Annotated in this window: 20 protein-coding genes; 15 read left to right on the top strand and 5 right to left on the bottom strand. The window is 38.6% G+C overall.

From position 1 onward, the window contains the following. The first annotated feature begins 215 nt into the window (after positions 1-215). The 8 genes from GILLI_RS05170 (at position 216) to GILLI_RS05135 (ending at position 9,042) form a co-directional block, all read left to right on the top strand. Positions 216-1,211, top strand: coding sequence for an N-acetylneuraminate synthase family protein (locus GILLI_RS05170; RefSeq protein ID WP_006988058.1), 996 nt, complete (start codon positions 216-218; stop codon positions 1,209-1,211). 56 nt (positions 1,212-1,267) lie between these two features. Next, on the top strand, positions 1,268-2,020 hold the full coding sequence (locus GILLI_RS05165; protein WP_006988057.1) for an FkbM family methyltransferase: 753 nt from the start codon (positions 1,268-1,270) through the stop codon (positions 2,018-2,020). A gap of 20 nt (positions 2,021-2,040) precedes the next feature. Continuing rightward, a complete protein-coding gene (locus GILLI_RS05160) occupies positions 2,041-3,066 on the top strand; it encodes a glycosyltransferase (protein WP_006988056.1) in 1,026 nt (341 codons plus the stop codon). 239 nt (positions 3,067-3,305) lie between these two features. After that, a complete protein-coding gene (locus GILLI_RS05155) occupies positions 3,306-4,880 on the top strand; it encodes a glycosyltransferase family 2 protein (RefSeq protein ID WP_006988055.1) in 1,575 nt (524 codons plus the stop codon). After that, entirely contained in the window at positions 4,870-5,868 is a 999-nt protein-coding gene (locus GILLI_RS05150) for a glycosyltransferase family 2 protein (RefSeq protein ID WP_006988054.1), read from the top strand. Before GILLI_RS05155 ends, GILLI_RS05150 begins: the two co-directional genes overlap by 11 nt. Then, positions 5,865-6,671, top strand: a complete 807-nt coding sequence (locus GILLI_RS05145; RefSeq protein ID WP_006988053.1) for a class I SAM-dependent methyltransferase — start codon at positions 5,865-5,867, stop codon at positions 6,669-6,671. Before GILLI_RS05150 ends, GILLI_RS05145 begins: the two co-directional genes overlap by 4 nt. 192 nt (positions 6,672-6,863) lie before the next feature. Then, entirely contained in the window at positions 6,864-7,856 is a 993-nt protein-coding gene (locus GILLI_RS05140) for a glucosamine inositolphosphorylceramide transferase family protein (protein ID WP_006988052.1), read from the top strand. 7 nt (positions 7,857-7,863) lie between these two features. Continuing rightward, entirely contained in the window at positions 7,864-9,042 is a 1,179-nt protein-coding gene (locus tag GILLI_RS05135) for a glycosyltransferase family 4 protein (RefSeq protein WP_006988051.1), read from the top strand. An 82-nt stretch (positions 9,043-9,124) separates the two neighbouring features. Here GILLI_RS05135 and GILLI_RS18345 read toward each other — a convergent pair whose 3' ends face one another. The 3 genes from GILLI_RS18345 to GILLI_RS05125 all read right to left on the bottom strand — a co-directional run bounded on the left by GILLI_RS18345 (position 9,125) and on the right by GILLI_RS05125 (position 10,028). Next, on the bottom strand, positions 9,125-9,301 hold the full coding sequence (locus GILLI_RS18345; RefSeq protein ID WP_006988050.1) for a hypothetical protein: 177 nt from the start codon (positions 9,299-9,301) through the stop codon (positions 9,125-9,127). A gap of 141 nt (positions 9,302-9,442) precedes the next feature. Beyond that, a complete protein-coding gene (locus GILLI_RS05130; protein ID WP_006988049.1) occupies positions 9,443-9,706 on the bottom strand; it encodes a DUF2442 domain-containing protein in 264 nt (87 codons plus the stop codon). A gap of 7 nt (positions 9,707-9,713) precedes the next feature. After that, complete coding sequence (locus tag GILLI_RS05125; RefSeq protein WP_217179238.1) at positions 9,714-10,028, bottom strand: DUF4160 domain-containing protein; 315 nt, start codon at positions 10,026-10,028, stop codon at positions 9,714-9,716. A gap of 405 nt (positions 10,029-10,433) precedes the next feature. Between GILLI_RS05125 and GILLI_RS05120 the strand changes: the two genes are divergently transcribed. The 6 genes from GILLI_RS05120 (at position 10,434) to GILLI_RS05095 (ending at position 16,862) form a co-directional block, all read left to right on the top strand. Continuing rightward, on the top strand, positions 10,434-10,832 hold the full coding sequence (locus GILLI_RS05120; RefSeq protein WP_006988047.1) for a four helix bundle protein: 399 nt from the start codon (positions 10,434-10,436) through the stop codon (positions 10,830-10,832). A gap of 184 nt (positions 10,833-11,016) precedes the next feature. Continuing rightward, positions 11,017-12,084 (top strand): glycosyltransferase, encoded by a 1,068-nt coding sequence (locus GILLI_RS05115; protein ID WP_006988046.1) that lies wholly within the window; start codon positions 11,017-11,019, stop codon positions 12,082-12,084. Next, the gene (locus tag GILLI_RS05110; RefSeq protein ID WP_006988045.1) at positions 12,081-13,445 is read left to right on the top strand and encodes an O-antigen ligase family protein; all 1,365 of its coding nucleotides are present in this window, start codon (positions 12,081-12,083) and stop codon (positions 13,443-13,445) included. Before GILLI_RS05115 ends, GILLI_RS05110 begins: the two co-directional genes overlap by 4 nt. Next, complete coding sequence (locus GILLI_RS05105; protein WP_006988044.1) at positions 13,402-14,415, top strand: glycosyltransferase family 4 protein; 1,014 nt, start codon at positions 13,402-13,404, stop codon at positions 14,413-14,415. Before GILLI_RS05110 ends, GILLI_RS05105 begins: the two co-directional genes overlap by 44 nt. Next, positions 14,415-15,428, top strand: coding sequence for a glycosyltransferase family 4 protein (locus tag GILLI_RS05100; RefSeq protein ID WP_006988043.1), 1,014 nt, complete (start codon positions 14,415-14,417; stop codon positions 15,426-15,428). Before GILLI_RS05105 ends, GILLI_RS05100 begins: the two co-directional genes overlap by 1 nt. 36 nt (positions 15,429-15,464) lie before the next feature. Then, a complete protein-coding gene (locus GILLI_RS05095; protein WP_006988042.1) occupies positions 15,465-16,862 on the top strand; it encodes a sugar transferase in 1,398 nt (465 codons plus the stop codon). 630 nt (positions 16,863-17,492) lie between these two features. Here the strand turns inward: GILLI_RS05095 and lnt are convergent. Next, complete coding sequence (gene lnt / locus GILLI_RS05090; RefSeq protein ID WP_006988041.1) at positions 17,493-19,079, bottom strand: apolipoprotein N-acyltransferase; 1,587 nt, start codon at positions 19,077-19,079, stop codon at positions 17,493-17,495. Between the two features lie 2,469 nt (positions 19,080-21,548). Between lnt and GILLI_RS05075 the strand changes: the two genes are divergently transcribed. Continuing rightward, a complete protein-coding gene (locus GILLI_RS05075) occupies positions 21,549-21,770 on the top strand; it encodes a hypothetical protein (RefSeq protein WP_006988040.1) in 222 nt (73 codons plus the stop codon). An 887-nt stretch (positions 21,771-22,657) separates the two neighbouring features. Here the strand turns inward: GILLI_RS05075 and GILLI_RS05065 are convergent. After that, the gene (locus GILLI_RS05065; RefSeq protein ID WP_006988038.1) at positions 22,658-23,347 is read right to left on the bottom strand and encodes an acylneuraminate cytidylyltransferase family protein; all 690 of its coding nucleotides are present in this window, start codon (positions 23,345-23,347) and stop codon (positions 22,658-22,660) included. Positions 23,348-23,400: the final 53 nt, after the last annotated feature.

The following is a 23,400-nucleotide window of genomic DNA, read 5'->3' as shown; positions in this document are numbered from 1 at the left end:
TCGCTATGACAAAGCCCCCCAGCCCCCGAAGGGGGAGTAAAAAGTAAAAATAGGATATATGTTTATAATTGCTGAAATAGCTCAGGCCCGCCTAAATCATTCTAAGAACGGTGAGTTAAAATTTAAATTAATTTATAATATATGTATATAATAGCTGAAGTCGGGCAAGCCCGCCTAATGCTTTCGTTTTAAAGGCGGATTAAAATTTATAAAGTATGTTTATAATAGCTGAAGTCGGGCAGGCCCATGAGGGGAGTTTTAAAAAAGCTTTGTCTTACATTGAAGCCTTGTCAAAAACCGGTGTAGATGCGGTGAAATTCCAGGTTCATATAGCAGAGGCGGAAAGCAGCATTCATGAGCCGTTCAGGGTGAAAATGGCCGGACAGGACAAAACGCGTTTCGATTACTGGAAGCGGATGGAATTTACTATGCAACAATGGAAAGACTTAAAAAAGCACTGCGACGAAGCGGAAGTGGAATTTTTGGCTTCGCCATTCAGCAATGCGGCGGTAGATCTTTTGGAAGAGGTGGGAGTGAAGCGCTATAAAATTGGCTCTGGAGAGGTGAATAATTTTTTGTTGCTGGAAAAAATTGCAAGAACAGAAAAACCGGTGATCCTGTCTTCAGGAATGAGTTCGTTTGGGGAACTGGGCCACACTGTGGCCTTTTTAAAGAAAAGAAAGGTAGAAATTTCAATTCTGCAATGCACTACTGCTTATCCCACGCAGCCGGAGAATTACGGATTGAATGTGATTGGGGAATTAAAGGAACTATATGGAGTTCCGGTAGGATATTCAGACCATTCTGCAAAAATAGAAACTTGTATTGGTGCTGCTGCTTTGGGAGCAGAGATCCTGGAATTTCACGCTGTTTTTAGCCGGAAGAGTTTAGGTCCGGATGCAAGCTCTTCCCTGGAAATGGAGGAGATAACTCATTTGGTGAAAGCCGTGAGGAACCTGGAAACTGCTTTGCAACATCCGGTAGATAAGAGCGATAATTCCACTTTTCAGGAGTTAAAGAATATTTTTGAAAAGTCACTGGCGGTGAATAAAGACCTGCCAGCAGGACATATAATTAAATTTGAGGATCTTGAGGCTAAGAAACCAAAAGGTTTTGGGATGGCGGCTTCGATGTTTGAGGAGGTAATTGGCAGGAGGTTGGACAGGGATTTGAAGCAGTGGAGCTTTTTAAAACAAGAAGATTTAGAATAAAAAGAACTCCAATTAAGATTCCTGGACCAACCTATTAAACCATAATTATAATAAGAATGCAAAATCCATTTAGACTAATTTTAATATTAAATACCCATTTCAAAATATTAGGCATTGATGGTGTAATATTATTATTTAAAAGAATATTTTATCAGAATAAAGTGATTAAAATAAGAGTCAAGGGATATTCACACCCTCTCTTTTTAAGGAACAACACATCTGATATTACCGTGTTCTATCAAATTTTCTTAAAAAAAAGCTATGCCGTAAATTATAGAATAGAACCTAAAGTAATAATAGATTGTGGAGCAAATATTGGATTATCTTGTATTTTTTATAAAATCAGATTTCCAAATGCAGTTATTTATGCAATTGAGCCTGAAACATCCAATTTTAATTTGATGTTAAGAAATACTGAAAGTTCAAATAATATTATTTGCATTAAAGGAGGTATTTGGAATAAACAAACCAATTTAACAATTGATAATGATCCATTAGGAAATTGGGGGTTTAAAGTAAATGAGGTCAGCTATTCCAATAAAAATACTATTCCTGGAATTTCTATTCCTTATCTTATGGATAAATATAACTTTAATAAAATTGATATTTTAAAGATCGATATTGAGGGTTCTGAAAAGGAATTGTTTGAATCTAATTTTAAAAATTGGCTACCAAAAACAAAAGTTTTATTGATAGAATTGCATGACGGCCTTCGAAAAGGTGCTTCCAGTTCATTTTTTAAAGCTATATCCAATTATAATTATTCAATGATTAAAAAAAATGAAAATCTTATATTTCACATTGAGTGATAATCTATTAAAAAATAAAAATGGATAGAGTTACAGTATTTTTTAATTCTACTCTACTGCATTTCAGTCAATTGATATCAGGACTGCAATATCTTAAAGGAAAGAAGGAAGTTGATTTAAGTTATCAACTAAATTTAAATCAGTACCCTGTTCACATTTTTAGGATAGATTACAATGGTTTAAACTTGTTTTTCGACATGTCCGATAATTCAGAAATCGATTGGAAAATTTATGAGGAAAGTGACTTTTATATTAAAAGGATGCTGAATAAAACCGACTTTGAACAGTATGAAAAGCTTGTTCCCTATGGTTTAAATTATCAGGTTTATTATAATAATAATTTTTTGAAGTACCTGTTTCTCAAAGACCGGAAACTTTTAAAATATTCCCTGCGTTTTTCAAAAAGTATGTCATTGATTTTAAATATTAAGGACTGCGTTAAAAATAATTGTCTTTCGAAAATGGAATCAAAACCTTCTATGGGGAGACAAATTCTTTTTAGGGCCAGATTATGGAATCCGGATAACAATGAAACCGATTGGAAAAAGAAGGAAAGGATCATTCTCAATGAGGAAAGGATTTCTATTAACAGGCTATTGAAAAGGGATTACAACCGGCATTTTAAAGGTGGTATTCAGAAGGATTCCTTTTCTGAGTCTCAATGTCCCGATTTACTTCTCTCAAAAAAAGAATATCATAAAAGCACCTATTTGAAAGAATTAAAGGCATCCAGTATTGGTATTGTGAATCAAGGACTGGAAAATAGCATAAGCTGGAAAATGGGAGAATATGTTGCTCATGGACTTGCAATAATTACCTCTTCAATTGATGAATTTGAATTGCCAGGAGATTTTGAGGAAGGTGAAAATTATTTAAAGTATGAATCTGTTGAGGAATGTCTTGAAATGACAGAGCTTTTATTTAAAGATGATAAACTGAGGGCTAGAATTCAAAAAAATAATGAGAACTATTATCTAAACTATTTACATCCCGGGGCTAAAATTATTCAAATTTTCAATTGTGTTAATGAGAAAAGAAGCTCCTGAGCTTTTTCAGCAACTGTGAGTTTGCTTCGCTACGCCTGTAATGACGTGGGAATTGTCAGTCATTTCGACAGAACGACGAAAAATATCAGCTTTGCTTCATGAGATTTCTCATTCGCCAGATTGCTTCTCCCGATTCAAAAATCGGGATCACAATGACAGGCCCATATCGAAATGACTTGTTTGTAAGAGTGTTCAGTATTGATGAATTAATTACATTTGTTTAAAGCCAAATCTATTAAATGATAATCTGTATCCATCAGAATGCCCAACAAGTAGTCAAGGTATTGATGGGGTTAAATGAATTAGAAATTTCAAATACTGTTTGCACAAAAGCTTTTTGGGAACTGGCAGAAAAATTCCCCGAGGAGATCATCGCCTGGTGTGAGGAAAAATATAGTGCCGATCTGAATTTAACTCAATGGCCACAGGTATTTCACCAGGATCTTATTATGGCTTCCTATGCGGTTGAAAACACATTCCTTTCGGGCAGTATTGGCTATATAGACCAGTTGCCATTCGTCCATGTAAACAGAAAAGTTTTGTACCCAACCTGGCAAATGAGCAGCGATGTGGGGGGAATAAAAGGGGAAACACTTCTAAAATTCAAATCCATTTTTGAAGGAATAAACAACTTTGACTATTTGTTAAATTCCATCGGAAAGATCGGGCAACAAAACGGACTGTTCTGTTATTCTGCTCCCGGATTGGTAAGCAAGTTTTCAGATAAAAAGCCTGAATCCACAGCGACTTCAAGTCAGTTATTTTCCTTTGTATATAGCTATTACAACACAATCTGGATATCGGTTTTGTTGTGGTGTTATTGGAAATATGAGAACAAATTTTCTCTAAAGGCTTTTTTGCAGGCATTAATGAAGAAAAAACGCTTTTTGCAAAAGGTAGATCTGGCGGGAATTAAAATTCAGTCAAATAAGATCCCTGAAACTTCAAATTCCATAGATGTGATCATCCCAACCATGGGTCGGCCAAAATATCTGATGCAGGTAATTAAAGACCTGAGCCTTCAAAGCCTGCTCCCAAAAAAGGTAATAGTGGTAGAACAAAATCTGGATGTGAATTCAATTTCAGAATTGCCGGAACTGGGATCTAAAACCTGGCCTTTTGAAATCACACATCATTTTATCCACCAAACCGGAGCCTGTAATGCCCGAAATATAGCTCTGGAAGAAGTAGATTCTGATTGGGTTTTTTTTGCCGATGATGATATTCGTTTTGAACCTGACCTTTTGGAGAAAGGTGTTGAGGAAATAAACCTACTTGGAGTATCTTCAATTAATATGAACTGTAAACAAAAAGGGGAAAAAACAATTTTCAAAAAAATAAAACAATGGGGCAGTTTTGGTTCGGGAACAAGTATAGTTAAAAGTATTTTTGCGAAACAATGCGCTTTTTCCTCAATTTATGAACACGGCTATGGAGAGGATGCCGATTTTGGGATGCAGTTACGAAATGTAGGTTGTGATATCATTTACCATCCGGAAATTGAAATTCTGCACTTAAAAGCCCCGATGGGAGGATTTCGGGAAAAGCCCGTTTTGGAATGGGAACAGGTAGAGCCCTTGCCCAAACCCTCTCCAACTTTGATGGCTTTCGCCCTTAAATATTATACGCCACAACAAATCAAGGGTTTTAAAACTTCTTTGTTTTTGAAATACTATACTAAACAATCGGTGAAAAATCCCTTTGCCTATGTTAAATCAATGAGATTGCGCTGGAGAAAAAGTGAGGAGTGGGCAGAAAAATTAAGAGTTGCAACCAAAAGATTTCAGGAAACGAAAATACCGGATGAAGTTTAACCTTATCATTTGCACTTATAAAAGGCCCGGAGCGATTGGCATCTTGCTGAAATCGGTTTTTTCTCAAACCCGGCTGCCAGATGAGGTCCTTGTGGTAGACGCCTCCCCGGATGATGAAACCAGGAATCTGGTGGAAAAACAATATCCGGTGCTAAAATATTTTAAGGTAGGAAACAAGGATCGCGGGCTAACCCGACAACGTAATTTTGGGATCGAAAATACTAGTGGAAATATTGAGGTGGTTTGTTTTCTGGATGATGATATTGTATTAACACCGGAGTATTTCAAAAATTTGATCAGTACTTATTCCCAAAACCCTAATGCCCTTGGAGTAGGAGGTGCTATTATTGATGAGGTAGCCTGGAAGGATAATACAGCGGGAAATAAGATTCAATTTGACGAATTTGAAATGGATGGCTGTATTCGTAAATTGGGGATCAGAAATGTGTTGCGCAAGAAACTCGGTTTGTTAAGTGATCAACCTCCGGGTTATATGCCCGAATTTTCTAACGGCTTGTCTACAGGTTTTTTACCCCCATCCAGGCAAACTTATCCAGTAGAATTTTTTATGGGCGGAGTTTCATCCTATCGGAAAGAATTATTTAAAGAAATAAGCTTTTCCTTATATTTCGAGGGCTACGGTCTTTATGAGGATATGGATTTTTGCTTGAGGGCCTCTAAAATTGGTCCATTATATGTGAATACTGCCGCCCAATTATATCATCACCACGAGGAGGCAGGAAGGCCAAATCAATTTAATTACGGCAAAATGGTAGTGAGGAACGGTTGGTATGTGTGGCGGGTAAAATATCCAAATCCGAATATTAAAGCGCAACTAAAATGGCACAGCATCGCCTTTTTGTTAACTTTAGTGCGTTTGGGCAATGTGTTTACTACAAAAAATAAAAAGGAATCCTTAACAGAAGGTTTAGGTAGAATCGTTGGGTGGATTAGTTTGTATATTAATAGTCCAAAGCTGGAAAAATGAGTGTAAGAAAAACTGAGGATATAAACCTTAAGCAAAAAGAATTCTATGAAACAAAAAAAAAGAATTTAGCTACAAAAACATGGTTTGCCTTACGTAACGGGATTCTTCGAAAAGTAAGGAAAGATATAGGGGTAGAAAAGCAGATTCATCAACTTCACCTTAAATGGTGCGGAGACTTATCCAATAAAAAAGTATTGGACCTGGGCTGTTATGAGGGTAATTCCTTATCTATGCATTTGGCGCTTAACTCTAAAGCATATATAGCGATTGATCTAAGTGAAAAGGGTATTTCACATCTTAGAAACAGGTTAAAGAATATAGAACACGCAAATGCTTATGCAGTCGACTTTCTTTCGGAGGAATTTACAGAAAAAGATTTTGATCTTATCTATGCGTATGGCGTCCTTCATCATTTTAAGGATGTAGAGAGGTTGATCCGCAGATTAAAAGAAAAGCTAAATACGAATGGAACTATTATAAGTAATGATCCATTGCAAACAAGTTTGCCAATAAAGCTGATAAGAACAATTTACAGACCCTTTCAAAGTGATAAGGACTGGGAATGGCCATTTTCAAAGAAGGTTTATTATCAGTTTGAAAACGCATTTAAAATAAAGGAACGAAGGGGCATGTTAGCCAAAACGAAATGGTTTTTTATAGTGAATTTTCTCCCTTTGTCGGCCGAAAAGAAACTTGGCATTGGAAAAAAATGGCACCGGGAAGATTGGGAGAAATCCAGAGATTCCGACTCCTACATGTTCCAGTGTATGCATTTGACAATGTTGATGCAGAAAAAAAGTTGATTAACAATTACTATATAGTAAAATTACAAGTCTTTTTCTATTATCTTATTTCTTCCTTGACTCCGTTGACTAAAATTTATACTTGGATAAGGAAGGCGACTTTTATTAAAAATTCATAATAGGATAATAAAAGAAGAAATAGATGATTTAATCTAATTAAATGCTGATAGATCATTAAATCAAAAAAACTAAATGAAAAGAATATTTCAGTTGGCTGGAATTATGTTGATTATTGGGATTATTGTTTTAATTATTTTTAATTATCGATATCCATTTTTCACCTCTGCCGTAGGAAACTGGTCAGTGGGATTCGGCAAAATGGCGCAAGTTTTTCCGAAAAGTGAATTGGATTTAAAAAATGTAATTACCTATGAATATATAAACAGTATAATACCGGCGCCTATAGACTACATAGCCGATCCTTTTTTTATCAAGGAATCTGATACATACTATTTATTTGTGGAATTGAAAGGCGAGGGAAATGCAAACATAGCACTTTTGACTTCCTTAGATGGTCAAGACTATGAATATAAAGGAATCGTTTTGGATGAAGATTTTCACCTTTCCTATCCACAGGTTTTTAAACACAAAGGAGGATTTTATATGTTGCCGGAAACCAAGGGTTCAAACCAGGTTTTGTTGTATAAAGCACAAAATTTTCCCTATGACTGGAGAATCAGCGATACCCTTATCAAAAACAGGGGTTTGAAAGATCCTTCCCTGCTGTTAAGTGAGGAACTAAATTTGATCGTGGCCGTTGATGACGATCTAAAGCAATATATGTTTACAGCCACTTCCCTGAGCGGCAGCTGGACCGAAGCAAAAAAATACGAACAGCGATGGGGCAATGAAACCCGGCCGGGAGGCAGGTTTTTTAAAGTGGACAATAACTGGTACCTTCCCCTTCAAAATCGCACTTTAGGTTACGGCACTGGAATCTCCATTTATAAACTGGAAACAGAAAACGACCGGCTGGAATTTAAGCTCGCGGAGAAGATGTATTTAGGTCCGCAGCAGGAAATTGAATGGTTCAACAGGGGTATGCATCATCTGGATATTCAAAAAAATGGGGATGATCATTATATGGTTTATGACGGGGACAGGAATTTGAATAATGAGAAGGAGTTTCAATATAAAAGAACAATAAAATTCAATCTCTTAGATATCTATAATTTTTTCAGGTAGAGGAACAATGAAATTTGCCATTATAACCTATATACTTCATAAGGAAAATAAGAGTGCTTACTATTCCTATGAGCCTTATATACGGGAAATGAATATCTGGCTTAATTCAGCAGAAGAAATTATTGTCGTGGCACCTAGAATTTCGGCTTTTCCCAATGCGATTGAAACAGCATACCTGGATACTAATATTTCTTTCAGCAAAATCCCGGCTATTTCGTTTTTAAATTTTTCAGAAGTAATTCGAAGTCTGATAATGCTTCCGGGGATTTGCTTCAAGATTGTGCGGGCTATGAAAGAGGCAGATCACATTCACTTGCGTTGTCCCGGGAACATTGGATTAATAGCCTGTTTTATTCAGATATTTTTCCCAAAGAAACCAAAAACTGCAAAATATGCGGGAAACTGGGATCCAAATGCGGCGCAACCCTGGAGTTACAAGCTGCAAAAGTGGATCTTGTCCAATACTTTTCTCACCCGTAATATAAAAGTTCTGGTATATGGGAATTGGCCAGATCAGTCAAAAAATATTCTGCCATTCTTTACGGCGAGTTTTTCTGAAAGTGAAAAGATCGTGGTGAACAAAGATTTTACTTCTCCGTTCAAATTTATTTTTGTGGGCAGTTTGAGGGCAGGGAAAAGGCCTCTGTTTGCGATACAACTTATTGAAAACCTCATGGGAAAAGGCATTCCGGTTAAACTTGAGATCTACGGTAGCGGGGTGCTAAAAGACGAATTGCAGGAATATATAACCATAAAAAATCTGGATCCCTTTGTAAGGCTTATGGGAAACCTAAAACTTGAAGAACTGAAAGAAGTTTATAAAGCTTCACATTTTTTAATCCTGGCATCCCAATCTGAAGGCTGGCCAAAAGCGGTAGCTGAAGCGATGTTTTTCGGTTGTATTCCGGTTACTAAACCTGTGAGCTGTGTTTCATGGATGCTTAATTATGGGGAGCGTGGAATCATAATCTCTACAAAAGAAAATAGAAAAGAGAACAAAGAGAAAAGACTTGTAGAGAAGAAAGTAGAAAGTCAGGAGGTATTACATGAGACAGCCGAAAAAATACTTGAACTTATAAATGATCCGGAGAAGATGAAACAAATGTCTTTAGCGGGGCAGGAGTGGAGTCAGGAGTATACGTTGGAAAAGTTCGAAGCAGCAATTAAAAAGGTTCTGAAAGTTTAACGTTTAACGTTTAACGTTCAAAAAAATGTTCAACGTTCAACGTTTAAAATGTTCAAAGTTCAATGTTCAACGTTCATAAAAGTCACCTCGCTTTATATCTTCGACCTTTCTCAATTGAATCTTGTTGTTCCTGAGACAACTGATACAGGGCTTGTTCAGATGTATCGAAGATTGTTTGAAGTGCTTTAAGGTAATTCAAATCTTCAGAATCCTCAATCCGGGAAATAAGACTGTTTTTTATTTGTGTGGTCGGGTTCATAGCTTTATATACATAGCTTTCTCAAAAATAAGGATTTATACTTAAATTTTAATATTCATTTTTAACGGTAAAACGTTCAAGGTTCAACGTTCAACGTCTATAGAAAAACCACCTTGAACATTAAACGGAAAACATTCAAATTTATCCGGATTTACATTTCTTAACTACGTCCTTTTCTTCAGCTAATTCTTTCAAATAATTCGGGCAGAAATCATAGCCATTTTCCCACGCAATCCCTCCTCCGGGTTCAATAAAAACCCGTTTAAACTTATTATAATCAAGTAATTCCGCAGTAAATCCTTTTCCAATATATGGTCGCAGATTGACGACTTTTTCTTCTCCGTCATTAAATTTAAGCCATACGTTGTAATCATCTAAAACTTTTAAATCGGCCACTTCGTTCATAACCACTTTAGTTTAAAGGTTCAATTTTATTTAAGGCAGCAGGTATAATTGCTTTTTGCCAGTTATCCATCAATTCTTCTTTATGTTGGGAAGCCCATTCCAGCACCATTATGTTTGCCCTTTTAGAAAGGCTTCCTGCCAATAGATCCAAAGTTCTGATATCATATTCTGCTTTCATTCCCTGATATTCAGCGTGAAAGTGGGGTGGATTGTGATCCTGAAAGTACATCCGTATGATAATTCCGTAAAATCTGGAAATTTCACGCATTTTATTCAAAGATACAAAATCCCTGTTATTATAAATTTGAATTAACCTTTTCAAATCTATCTCACAACTTCTTTTCCGCAAAAAATAACAAAATCTCCTAATGCTTTTATTTTTCCTCTATTTTAGCCCAACGTTCAAAAACGTTTAACGTTTAATATGTTCAACGTTCAACGTTGTAAAATTCAAGGTTCATTGTTTAACGTTTAATGTTCAACGTGTGATTGTTACAAGTTTCATGTTTTTAGATCAACGTTCGATATTAAGTGTCCAAAAGTATTGCTGAAAGTTTCACGTTTCATTTTAAATTTAAAGTTTATTGAGGCTTGTTGTCAACCAAAGGATAGAAGCAGAGACAAAAAGCACCTTGAACGTTAAACCAGGAACTTTAAACGTATTATTAGTTTAATGTTTATGTAAATTGGTGGGTACTATTTAAACTTAAAAAGTTAAAGAAGGACTATGGGAAAAGTTGAACGATTTGAGGATTTGGAGGTTTGGCAAATAAGCCAAGAGATATGCAAGGAGCTGGAGGAATTATTTTTAAATACAGCCCTGGGAAAACGATATGCCTTAAAAGATCAAATGGACAAGAGTTCCGGATCTATCATGGATAATGTTGCCGAAGGATTTGGCAGGGGCGGTAACCTGGAGTTTAGAAACTTTCTTGGATATTCAAGAGGTTCCTGCGCCGAACTTAAATCCCAATTATATAGGGCAATGGACAAATCTTTAATATCTCAGGAACAATTTAAAAGTTTGTCGGCCAAATGTGACAAGGAAATTGCAAAGATCACGGCCTTTATTAATTTTCTGAATAGATCTGATTTTAAAGGATCAAAGTTTAAAAAAGGTTCATAGTTGAATGTTCAACGTTTATAGTTCAACGTTCAATTTTTTGAGTATTAAGCAGAGCAGTCAATTTTGAAATTTTTCAGGGTTCTGAAGTATTAGCTTTAAACAAAAGAAGGATTCACCTCGAACATTGAACGTTACACTTTGAACTGGAACCTATAGGTTCCAAATACACCAAACAACTAACAGAATGCGTGTACTACAACTAATCGATAGTCTACGACCGGGCGGAGCAGAGAAGATGGCGGTGAATATTGCCAATGGGTTGCTACCCCGGGTTGAAGGTTCCTATTTGTGTTGTACGCGGCAGGAAGGGCTTTTGAAGGTGCAGCTGAAAGCCGAAGTGGGGTATGTTTTTTTGAATAAGAGATCAAGTCTGGATCCCAAGGCTATCTTAAAACTCAGAAAATATATCAAAGAAAATAAAATCGATGTAGTACACGCGCACAGTACTTCGTATTTCCTGGCAGGTCTGCTAAAAATTAGCGGAAGTAACTTCAAACTGATCTGGCATGATCATTACGGGGAGAGTGAATTTCTTGAAAAAAGGGAGTTTAAAGTGCTGAAGAAATTTTCCCGTTTATTTGCCGGAATAATTTCTGTAAATACAGCGCTTAAAAACTGGACGCTTCAAAATCTGTACTGTAAAAATGTTATCGAATTAAAGAATTTCATTCCGAAGTATGAAAACAGCAGGACTTCAACTATAAAATTAAAAGGCACTGCCACCGATTTCAAAATAATTTGTGTGGCCAATTTAAGACCACAAAAGGATCATATAAATTTATTAAGAGCATTTGAACTTTTAGATCCGAAAATGTATGTTAGCTTACATCTAATTGGCGAAGACCCGCAAACTGTTTATTCCGCTTCGGTTTTAAAAGAAATTGAAAACTCCTGTGTTAATCATAAAATTCATTATTATGGAGCTCAGCCGGAAATAATACCTTTGCTTCAACAGGCAGATCTTGGTGTGCTTTCATCCAGATCTGAAGGTTTACCTTTGGCACTGCTGGAATATGGAATCTCAGGTTTGCCGGTGGTGTGCACAAATGTTGGACAATGTGCAGCGGTGATAAATAATTATGGAAGCATTGTAGAGAAGGAAAATTCAGAAATGCTTTATGGAGGAATTTCAGCGTATCTTAATAATAGGTTGAAAATGAAACAGGAAGCAATCATGTTTCAGCAGGAAGTGGAAAGGAATTATTCTGAAAAAGGAATACTAAAAAAATATATCAATTTTATAAAAAAGTGACATCTAAAGAACACATTACTAATAAGTTATATGTCAACCTGTTGTTGATCCATTTTGGATTGGCATTTCTTATCTATTTATACCGTCCAGCTTCAGCTTTTATCATGTTTGGTGTACTAGCCTATTTTCTTTTTATCACAATCCAAAATGAGAACAGGAATAACGAAGCCTTAATGGGAGCAGCCTATATAGCCGGGGCCGAGGTGTTTTTCCGGCAGACGGATGCAATGGTTTTTTATGAGACCGGGAAATACATGGTGATTGTTTTTCTGGTGATTGGAATGTTTTTTAAAGGCACCTCCTCCAAAACAGTTCCTTTCTGGACTTATTTACTGATACTTTTCCCTGGAGTAATAATAGGAGCATTATCGATGAGTTATGATGCACCCGTGCGGAATCAAATAGCTTTCAATCTCAGTGGGCCTGTCGCATTAGGGGTATCCGCTTTATACTGCTATTATAAAAAGATCAAGAAGGAGGATTTTCAAAAAGTGATATTGATGTTACTGCTACCTTTAATATCCCAAATGTTTTACCTGTATCTATATACCCCTACTTTACAGGAAGGCCTTATAAGCATGTCCGGGAATTATGCGGCTACAGGGGGATATGGGCCTAATCAGATCTCTACAGTTTTTGGTCTCGGGGCTTTTTTGCTGGTAACCCGCCTGTTTACTGTTAAAAATAAGTTCATCAATATCATTGATCTCTTGCTTTTGGGGATGATGGGATACAGGGCTGTGATCACTTTTTCCAGGGGTGGGGTTTTTGTCGCAGTAATTTGTATGATAGCTTTCCTGATTTTATTTTATTATAAACAGGAAAGAAAGCAGCAGGCAAAAACCAATTTTAAAATGATCTTACTTATTGCTGCCGTTTCTGTAGTCTGGATCTTCTCCTCGATAAAAACTTTTGGGCTGATTGAAAACAGGTATGAAAATAGAAATGCTGCGGGAGAGTTAAAGGATGATATCACCACAGGAAGAGTTGAATTGGTAGAGACTGAATTACTAGCGTTTTATAATCATCCCTTTATAGGAATTGGGGTTGGTAAAGGAAAAGAGTATAGGGAAGAAAATTTAGGTGTTCAAATTGCTTCCCATAATGAAATAAGCCGTTTATTATCGGAACACGGTTTGCTGGGTGTTTTTGCCATTCTAATACTTATATTTGTTCCCATATTATTTTGGACCAAGTTTAAAAACAATTATTATTTCCTGGCATTTGTGGCCTTCTGGTTTTTAACCATCAACCACTCTGCCATGAGAATTGCATTGCCGGCTTTGGTATACGGGCTGGCATTATTATATATTGTAGATGAAAAAAAGGATCCTGTACATAGGAAACGACTTAACAGTTAACAGCTTTACGGCTACCTATATTTCCTTTTTCAGCAAGGTGCTTAAAAAAGAGGGATATGCGGTGCGCACTGCTTCTAATAAAAGCAACAAAGCCTTGCGGCTGCTGGAGATGCTGGGGATGATAATACGGCATCATAAAGCTACGGATATCGTCCTGATAGATACCTATGGGGCGATGAATTTTTATTATGCCTACCTGGTGGCCAAAGCCTGCCAGTTCTACAAGCTGGATTATATCCCCATCCTGCACGGTGGGAATTTACCGGAGCGGCTTCAGGAAAATAAAAAGCTGAGTAAAAGCCTTTTTGGAAAGGCAAAAATGAATGTAGCTCCTTCCCAATATCTATACAGGATTTTTAAAAATGCCGGATTCACCAATCTGCAAATCATCCCGAATTCTATAGAATTAAAAAAATACAGCTTTAAACCCAGAAGTGTTTTTGCTCCCAAATTATTATGGGTGCGTAGGTTCCAGGGGAGGTACAATCCTATGCTGGCCCTAAAGGTCTTAAAGTTGCTAAAGGCGGAATATCCGGAGGTAGAAATGTGTATGGTAGGTCCGGAAAAAGATGGTTCTATGGCCAGGTGTAAAGCCTATGCTGAAAAGTATGACCTGAAGATAAGTTTTCCTGGGAAACTTAAAAAGAGGGAATGGGCGAAGCTCTCTAAGGATTATGATATTTTCCTGAATACCACCAATATAGATAATACCCCTATTAGCGTGATCGAGGCAATGGCTTTGGGCCTTAGTGTTGTTTCCACCAAAGTGGGCGGGATGGAGGACCTTGTAGAAGACGGAAAAGATGGGCTCCTGGTTCCTCCCGCAAATGAAAAGGCGATGTTCCTGGCGGTGGAGCGGCTTATAAAAGATCCCGAAAAAACGCTGGAGATCACAAAAAATGCAAGGGAAAAAGTTGTGGTCTTCGACTGGGAAAAGGTGAAGAAAAAGTGGAATAGCCTACTTCAGTAATGAAAAACCGACTGTTATACATAGGCAATAAGCTTTCAGATAAAAGGAGCAATCCTACGGCTCATAATGCTTTAAAAAAAGGCCTTCAGAAAGAAGGTTTTAAGACCTACTCCGTTTCTCATTTCAAAAATAAATACCTTCGCCTGGGGCATATGGCCGGTGCTTTCTTCTGGCACTTCCGCAGGGTGGAACTTGTGCTTATAGATGTTTACAGCACCCAGAACTTCTGGTACGCGGTAGTTATTAGTCGGCTGGCGAAATTGTTCCAGAAAAAATACGTTCCTATCCTGCACGGCGGGGATCTAAAGAACAGGTTTATGAGATCCCCGGAGGCCATCAGGAAATTATTTGGGAATGCCTATATGGTTATTTCCCCCTCCCTGTATCTTAAAGAGGAAGTGGAGAAACTGGGGTTTCCTAATGTGCGTTACCTCCCTAATCCGCTTTATATTGATACTTACAGGTTTAAAACCCGAAAAGTCCTGAGGCCTGAACTCTTATGGGTGCGTGCTTTTGATAAGATTTACAATCCTATGCTGGCGTTGCAAACCCTGGAGATCCTGTTAAAAGATCACCCGGAAGCAGTTTTGAAAATGGTGGGACCAGATAAGGATGGCAGCTTAAGCAATTGCCGGAAGTATGCCGGAGAACGCAATTTGCCGGTTACTTTTACCGGAAAGCTGAAGAAGCAGCAATGGAAAGTCCTGGCTTCAAATTGTGATATTTTCCTGAATACCACGCATATCGACAATACTCCGGTGAGCGTTATTGAAGCTATGGCGCTGGGATTACCTGTGGTTTCCACCAATGTGGGTGGGATTCCTTTTCTTATAGAAGCCGGAAGAACGGGAATGCTGGTGCCGCCAAATAATGCTGAAGCTATGGCAAAGGCGGTGGAATATTTGATGAACAATCCGGAGGCAGCCCATGCTATTGCCACCAATGCCAGGGAAACTGCAGAAAATTTTGACTGGGAGCTGATAAAACATAAATGGAAGGAACTTCTTTCCTGAAAATTTTTATCTTTAGCACACTATTTCCCCAAAGAAATGTCTAAAAAAGCCATCCTACATTTTGATATTTCTGAACGTAAGGTCCTTTTGCGGCTTATGGATATGTTCGTGGTGGTTTTCCTGCTTAGCCTGGTCGGGATTATTTTTGACCTGAGATATTTACAGATCAATAATTATAATTTTATCTGGATTGCGGTATTGCTGATATACCTGAACATTTTTGCCAGTATTTTTGAACTCTACCACCTTCAAAAAGCCGGGAAATTTGAGGTCGTACTCAAAAACGTGGTGCTCACCGCATCTGTCACCGTGCTGTTTTTTATGCTAACCCCGTTTTTCACCCCCAGCCTGCCGGATAACCGTGTGCAAATCCTGTTCTTTTTTCTTACGATGATCTTTGCGCTCCTGCTATGGAGGTATGCCTATATAACCCTGATCTCTTCGGCGAGATTCCATAAACGCGTATTGCTTATTGGTGATGCCGCAGAACTGGCCCTGATGGTTACCGCCCTTCAGAAGTCGGATCCCAATTATGCCATCATCGGCTTCGTAAATACTGGAAAAGGAGATAATTTTTCTGAAGCTGCAGGCCTTAAGGAATATCCTTCAGAAGGGATCAGGGAGGTTCTGAAAGATGAACATATCAACGAAATAGTAGTGGCGGGTTCCAATTCCCGAAATCGCGGATTGACGTTGGATCTTCTGAAACAGCTCAACGATCTATTGATAGAGGGCTTTTCCATAAAAGATTATACGCAGGTATATGAAGATATTACCTACCGTGTTCCCGTGCAGCTTGTGGGTAAGGATTTCTATAAATTTTTCCTTTTTAGCCGAAGCAATCAAAACAAGTTTTACCTGTTCTTTCACAGGGTATTCGATGTGATCTTTGGCCTGATTGGTTTGCTGCTATGTATCCTTCTCATTCCCTTTATTTTTTTAGGAAATTTGCTGGGAAACCGGGGGAGTTTGTTTTATTCTCAGGAGAGGATAGGTCAGAATGCAAAAAGTTTCAGAATTCTGAAGTTCAGGACGATGCCCAGGAATTCAGAATTAAACGGTCCACAGTGGGCAGAGAAAAACGATTCCCGAATCACAAGCTTTGGAAAATTCCTGCGCCGTACCCGGCTGGATGAATTCCCACAATTCTATAACATCTTAAAAGGCGAGATGAGCATTATTGGCCCAAGGCCGGAGCGGGAGGTATTTGTGAATGAGCTTTCAGAAATGATCCCCTTCTATAAAACCAGGCATATCGTAAAACCCGGACTCACGGGATGGGCGCAGGTTATGGCGAATTATGGCTCCAGCCATGATGACAGCCTGGAAAAACTTCAATATGATCTTTACTATATCAAACACCGCGGACTCTTCCTGGATTTGAATATTCTTATCAAGACTTTTAGTACGGTTTTGTTTTACAGGGGGCAGTAACAGTTCAAGGTTTAAGGTTCAAAAATTCAAGGTTTAAAAGTTTAAAGTTTAAAATCGAAAAAAGCCCTGAAAGGGCGAAATATACCAGCGATGGGTGCCGCCCATCGAAAGAAATATACCAACGATGGGTGCCGCCCATCGAAAGAAATATACCAGCGATGGGCAACGCTATAAAATAAAAGACGTTATTTTAAGAAAGCCCTGAAGGGGCGAAATAAAAGAGGTTATTAGGTAAAGCTCGCCTTAATATCACGCCCTTTCAGGGCTATATCTATGGATATCTTAACACAGGGCTATACCCTGCGTTAAGATATTATGCCCTTTCAAGGCTCCTTTGGGATAAAAGTTTAAACCGGGTTCGGTCTTTACGACATTGAGATTTCTCAATCGCAGGAAAAGGCTCATTTCGAAATGACGGAGGCAGATTTCTATACTGGAAAAAAATATTTGAAATAACTCAGGCTAATCTGAGCCTGTCGAAGACTTGCCCGAACTCTGAACTAACCAATCCCCAATCCCAAATTCACGAATCCCCAATCCCGAACCCCGAACTAACCAATCCTGAATTCCCGTTTCAACGAACTAACCAATCCCGAACCCCGAATCACCGAATCTACGAATCCACGAACCCTATCTTCTCCTCTTATACCTAACCACCGCGAACAAAAACAGAAATACAGCCAGCAGCTGTGATATTCGAGCTATATAATCGCCGTATTTCACATAAAAGGTTTCTCCGGAATTTAGGGTGACCATGTTTTTTATGCTTCCCTGTTCTTCATATCCCAGGCTTTTTACGACATCGCCTTTTTCATTGATGAAGGCAGAGATCCCTGTATTGGCACTTCTTACGATAGAACGGCGGGATTCTATCGCACGTAGCTTTGCGTAGCTGAGGTGTTGCTTATGGCCCGGAGAATCCCCCCACCAGGCATCGTTGGTGATGATTGTAAGAAAGTTTGCGCCATTGTGAACATATCCGGTTACATACTCCCCGTACACCGATTCATAACAAATTATCGGGGCGGTTGTGTAGGAATTATTGAGCTGAAATACGCTCCTGTCATCCTGGGTGGTTTTCATAGCAACGGTTCCTCCAAGATCGATCATGATATCCCCTAAGATGGGTTTCAGGATATCCTTGTATGGAAAGTTTTCCACCCCAACTACCAGTTTGGATTTATGATAGAGTTGTTGTGGGTTTTCGGAATTCATCATAAATGCCGAATTGTAATCGTTGTACCAGTCATTTGGACCTATCAAATTGCTCTGTTTCTCTACAAGTTCCGGATCCTGAAAGCGTTCGAAAAATGAGATTCCGCTAAGGAAATTTATAGTGGGATATTTTTCGATCAATTGCCTTCCGTAGAAAGAAGCTTCAGACCTCGGGAAATTGGAAAGTACTGTACCATCTGCAAATACGGTTTCCGGGGCTACCAGGATGTCGGTGGTTTCGGTGACCTTTTCAGCGCTAAGCTTTAGCAACAAATCTCCAATGCGGGTATCGTTGGTGTTATATTTTTCGGTGTAGGGATTGATATTGGGTTGGAGGATTACCGCCTCCAGAGTATTTGTGCTTTCGGTATAATTTGAACGGATAAGATAGGATATGGCGATGGGAATCGCGATAAAAGCGGCTATTTTTATGATTCCGCGATAGAGGATCTCTTTTTTTCGGAATTCTTTCCAGGCCAGGAGCATTTTAAAGATTGCAACATTTACCAGCAATACCCATAAAGTCCCCCCAAAAGCGCCGGTATATTCATACCATTGTACCCAGTTGTGATACTTAGAAAAAGCGTTTCCAAGGTTTAGCCAGGGCCATGAAAATTCCCATCCAAGGTGAAGTTTTTCAAATACGATCCAGATACAGATGAAAAAGGCCGATGCTGCTTTAAAATTACTCCTTTTTGCTACTATGTGATAGAGCAGGAAAATCCCGGCCATCAACAGGGAATTCACCAAAATAGCAAAGGCGCCGCCAAAAGGGGTAGAGAAATAAAGCCAGTAGGTGGTGAGCAGGTTCCAGAGAAAAAAGCTGAGGTAGGAAGCTGCGAAGATCTTTAATTTTAAATATTTTTTTTGGGAATTCCTTATCCTGAATTCGGCGTACATCAAAGGCACAAAAGCTGCAAAAAGCAAGAGCGGAAATCCGTAGGTGGGCCAGGCTGTTGCCAGGATTATTCCGCTTAATAGGGCATATAAAAGATTCTTCATAGTTTAAAATCTTTTCAAAAATAAGGAACTGTTTTTTATTATCCACATGTTTTTAAGAGGTTTCATTCTATGATGCCCGGCAATAATGGAATATGACATTGTTTGCCGTTTAGGGTTGGCCTTCGGCCGTTTGGTGTTTAGTGTTTACTGTTTTCTGTTGGAACCGAGAACCGTGAACCTCGAAGCGTTTAGTGTTGGACTTCCTTCGTTTTTCATACTTTTTTGCCAGGACCCCCAACCCCCTAAAGGGGGCTAAAGTAATCTGTTTCAGTGTATTTTGATAAAGAATTAATTTTCCGGAGCAATTATAGAAATCAAGAAAAACCTTCCAAGGTTGGATCAAAAGTCCCCTTTAGGGGATTTAGGGGTACCCCGTAAAGACTATCCAATTTTATCCCGCTGCGCAAAGTCTTCTGTCGCTGCGTGAGGTTTGACTTCGTCGAATCTGCGATTTCATGACCTCGCGCCTAATTGATCATGATAGAAAATAGGAGTACTTTGAAGTCTCCTGACTTCGTGTTTTTATTGTTTTTGAACTTTTTCTTGGCAATAAAATGGTAGAACCTGGAGAACAAAGGCAGGTATTTCTGAAGAAAATCATTTCAAAGTCAGGAGACTTTGTTGATGGATGTGCTTTAAATAAGGTGTGAAAAAGGCGCAAAGTCTGAAGACTTTGCGCAGCCCAGCCACCGTTTAGCGTTTAGTATTTAACGGAGAACCCAAAAAATCGAAAACGCCGGCTGCGTGAGGTCTAATGAACTCGCGCCTGTAGCCCCCCCAACCCCCGAAGGGGGAGCTCAATTTTTGAACCGTACCCGGCTGCATAAACGTTCTAAAGGGTCCTAATTAAAAATTAGCTTGCTTCAAGGATTAAGTTTTATCCGGATTTTTTTAAGTAAAGATACTCAAGCGACGAGAAATCTCATTTTTAAGGTAGGAGGTTTTCTACACTGGCAAATGGTATTTTTATAGGGTTTAGTGGTAATTATAAGCATTCAGCTTAAGATATAGTTTCGTTCATTTTTTTGCTTGTCCAAAAAAACGAACCAAAAAAAGGACATTTTTTTTGTAGGTGTTTTTCCGGTGTTGCTTCCCGCACCACCAAAAAACCGAAACCCTTCTGCTAAATTTTCTCCAAGGCTTCGAAAATTTTTAACGCAGAAGGTTTTCTACACTGGCAAAAAAAGGAGGAGATTTCATCGAAATTCGGGTCCCAACCTTCCCGCTACGCAAAGTCTTCTGTCGCTGCGTGAGGTTTGACTTCGCCGGCTGCGTCAGGTCTCATGACCTCGCGCCTGCTGCGATAATGATAGAAAATGGGAGCGCGTTGAAGTCTCCTGACTTCGTGTTTTTATTATTTTTGAACTTTTTCTTGGCAATAAAATGATAGAACCTGGAGAACAAAGGCAGGTACTTCTGAAGAAAATCATTTCAAAGTCAGGAGACTTTGTTGATGGATGTGCTTTAAATAAGGTGTGAAAAAGGCGCAAAGTCTGAAGACTTTGCGCAGCCCAGCCACCCAGCTGCGTGAGGTCTCACGACCTCGCGCCTAATTGCAATCATTAGAAAATGGAAGCACTTTGAAGTCTCCTGACTTCGTGTTTTTATTGTTTTTGAACTTTTTCTTGGCAATAAAATGGTAGAACCTGGAGAACAAAGGCAGGTACTTCTGAAGAAAATCATTTCAAAGTCAGGAGACTTTGTTGATGGATGTGCTTTAAATAAGGTGTAAAAAAGGTGCAAAGTCTGAAGACTTTGCGCAGCCCAGACACCGTTCCCGCTACGCAAAGTCTTCTGTCGCTGCGTGAGCTCTCATGACCTCGCGCCTAATTGCAATCATGATAAAAAATAGGAGCGCGTTGAAGTCTCCTGACTTCGTGTTTTTATTGTTTTTGAACTTTTTCTTGGCAATAAAATGGTAGAACCTGGAGAACAAAGGCAGGTATTTCTGAAGAAAATCATTTCAAAGTCAGGAGACTTTGTCGATGGATGTGCTTTAAATAAGGTGTAAAAAAGGCGCAAAGTCTGAAGACTTTGCCCAGCCCAGCCACACACCGGCTGCGTGAGGTCTCACGACCTCGCGCCTAATTGCAATCATCATAGAAAATGGGACCGTGTTGAAGTCTCCTGACTTCGTGTTTTTATTATTTTTGAACTTTTTCTTGGCAATAAAATGGTAAAACCTTGAGAACAAAGGCAGGTACTTCTGAAGAAAATCATTTCAAAGTCAGGAGACTTTGTCGATGGATGTGCTTTAAATAAGGTGTAAAAAAGGCGCAAAGTCTGAAGACTTTGCCCAGCCCAGCCACACCCCGCTGCGTGAGGTTTGACTTCGTCGCCAGCTTCACACATAAATCCTAACTTAAGAAAGGCTGTTTTGCAGTATTTAAATGTAAGCTTCCCCAAAACTGCGTAAATTCAACTTCATTATAAGAAAGAATCCTTATTTTTGTTATAAATGATTAAAAAATGAATATTCAAGCTGAAAAAATAGAATTAGCAAAATTGTTGTTAAACACCAACAATCCTAGAATTATTCAATCAATTAGGAAAATCTTCAAGAAGGAAAAATCCTCTGACTTTTTAGATGACTTGAATTCTGACGAAATAGCTGAAATTAAAAAAGCTTCATTAGAAATAAAGGAAGGAAAAATCACCGATTATGAAACCTTTATGGCGAAACATAGATAGTGAGTAGAAAAGTCATTATTTCAAAAACCGCAGAAAAAAAATTAAGCTCACTATTTGAATATCTACTTGAGAATTGGTCTGCAAAGGTAAAATCTAATTTTATTGAAAAATTGGACCATAATATTAACATTATAAAACTAGAACCAGAAACTTTCCCTGAATCCCAAAAGGATCTTGGATTGCGGAAATGTGTTTGACACTAGACAAAATCCGAAAAAGTTAAAAGAGGATTTATAAAAAAACGCAGCACAACAGTCGGTAACAGCAGATAGTGGGCATTCGATTAAAAAGTGATATTTTAGATACCAAGTTAAAAAACAACATAACCGACAAGAATTCGTTCCTACTCCACGCTACTTGTGAACCAAGCTCGCTGCGCAAAGTCTTCTGTCGCTGCGTGAGGTCTCACGACCTCGCGCCTGCTGCGTAATGAACGAAAATAGGAGTACTTTGAAGTCTCCTGACTTCGTGTTTTTATTATTTTTAAACTTTTTATTGGCAATAAAATGGTAGAACCTGGAGAACAAAGGCAGGTGCTTCTGAAGAAAATCATTTCAAAGTCAGGAGACTTTGTTGATGGATGTGCTTTAAATAAGGTGTGAAAAAGGCGCAAAGTCTGAAGACTTTGCGCAGCCCAGCCACCCAGCTGCGTGAGGTCTCACGACCTCGCGCCTAATTGCAATCATTAGAAAATGGAAGCACTTTGAAGTCTCCTGACTTCGTGTTTTTATTGTTTTTGAACTTTTTCTTGGCAATAAAATGGTAGAACTTGAAACCATTTCCCGATACATTTTTTGCTTCTCTTTCTTTCAGGAAAAAATACTATCATTGACGTAAATAAGTAACTAATTGTTTTTCAGTCAATTACAATCCGAGAAAAAAGATATTTAAAGAAACCTTACCAATTTCTCTGCTTCCGTCCAATCCTTTGGAACATCGATATTTACATACGGACTTCCTGTTGTGTTTATAAAACCAATATTCTTTCCATAAAGGGAATTTTGGTCTAATAGAACCGAAGTTTTTGTGATATAGATCGCTCCATCCCGGTGATAGGCCTTTGGCAATTCCTGCCTTCTGGAAATAATTTCCTTTTCTCCGGTTGCGATTTCCAGTTTCCCATCCTTCTCTTCAAAAACCCAATGCGGATTGAAATCGGCAGGAACTTCTCTAACTGAGATCAGGGAATCAAAATTTCCTTCGGTGAATTTTTTGATCGCGGAATCAATCAATCCTGGTTCGCGGAACGGGGTAGTGGGTTGCAGTAAACAAACCGCATCATATTCCTCACCATTCAAATTCAAAACTCCCAGCGCGTGTTTTACAACCTCCAGACTGCTGGTGGTATCTTCTGCTAAATTTTTGGGTCTGATGAAGGGGGCTTCCATTCCAATTTTTTCTGCTACCCGGATTATTTCAGGATCATCTGTACTCAGGATCACCCTGGAAAGTAAACTTGAGGCTTTAACCGATTCAAAAGTATATTCCAGTAAGTGTTTTCCCGCCAGGAGTTTTATGTTCTTTCCGGGAATTCCTTTGCTGCCTCCACGGGCAGGGATAAGGCCTAGTATGTTCATTTTCTGTTTTCTGTTTGCGGTTTAAGCTGTGCCATTTTCTGTAACAACTTTCT

This window comes from Gillisia limnaea DSM 15749, assembly GCF_000243235.1.
Taxonomy (GTDB): Bacteria; Bacteroidota; Bacteroidia; order Flavobacteriales; family Flavobacteriaceae; genus Gillisia; species Gillisia limnaea.
Note: the sequence above shows the minus strand (reverse complement) of the source record. Positions and strands in the feature narration are given on the sequence as shown.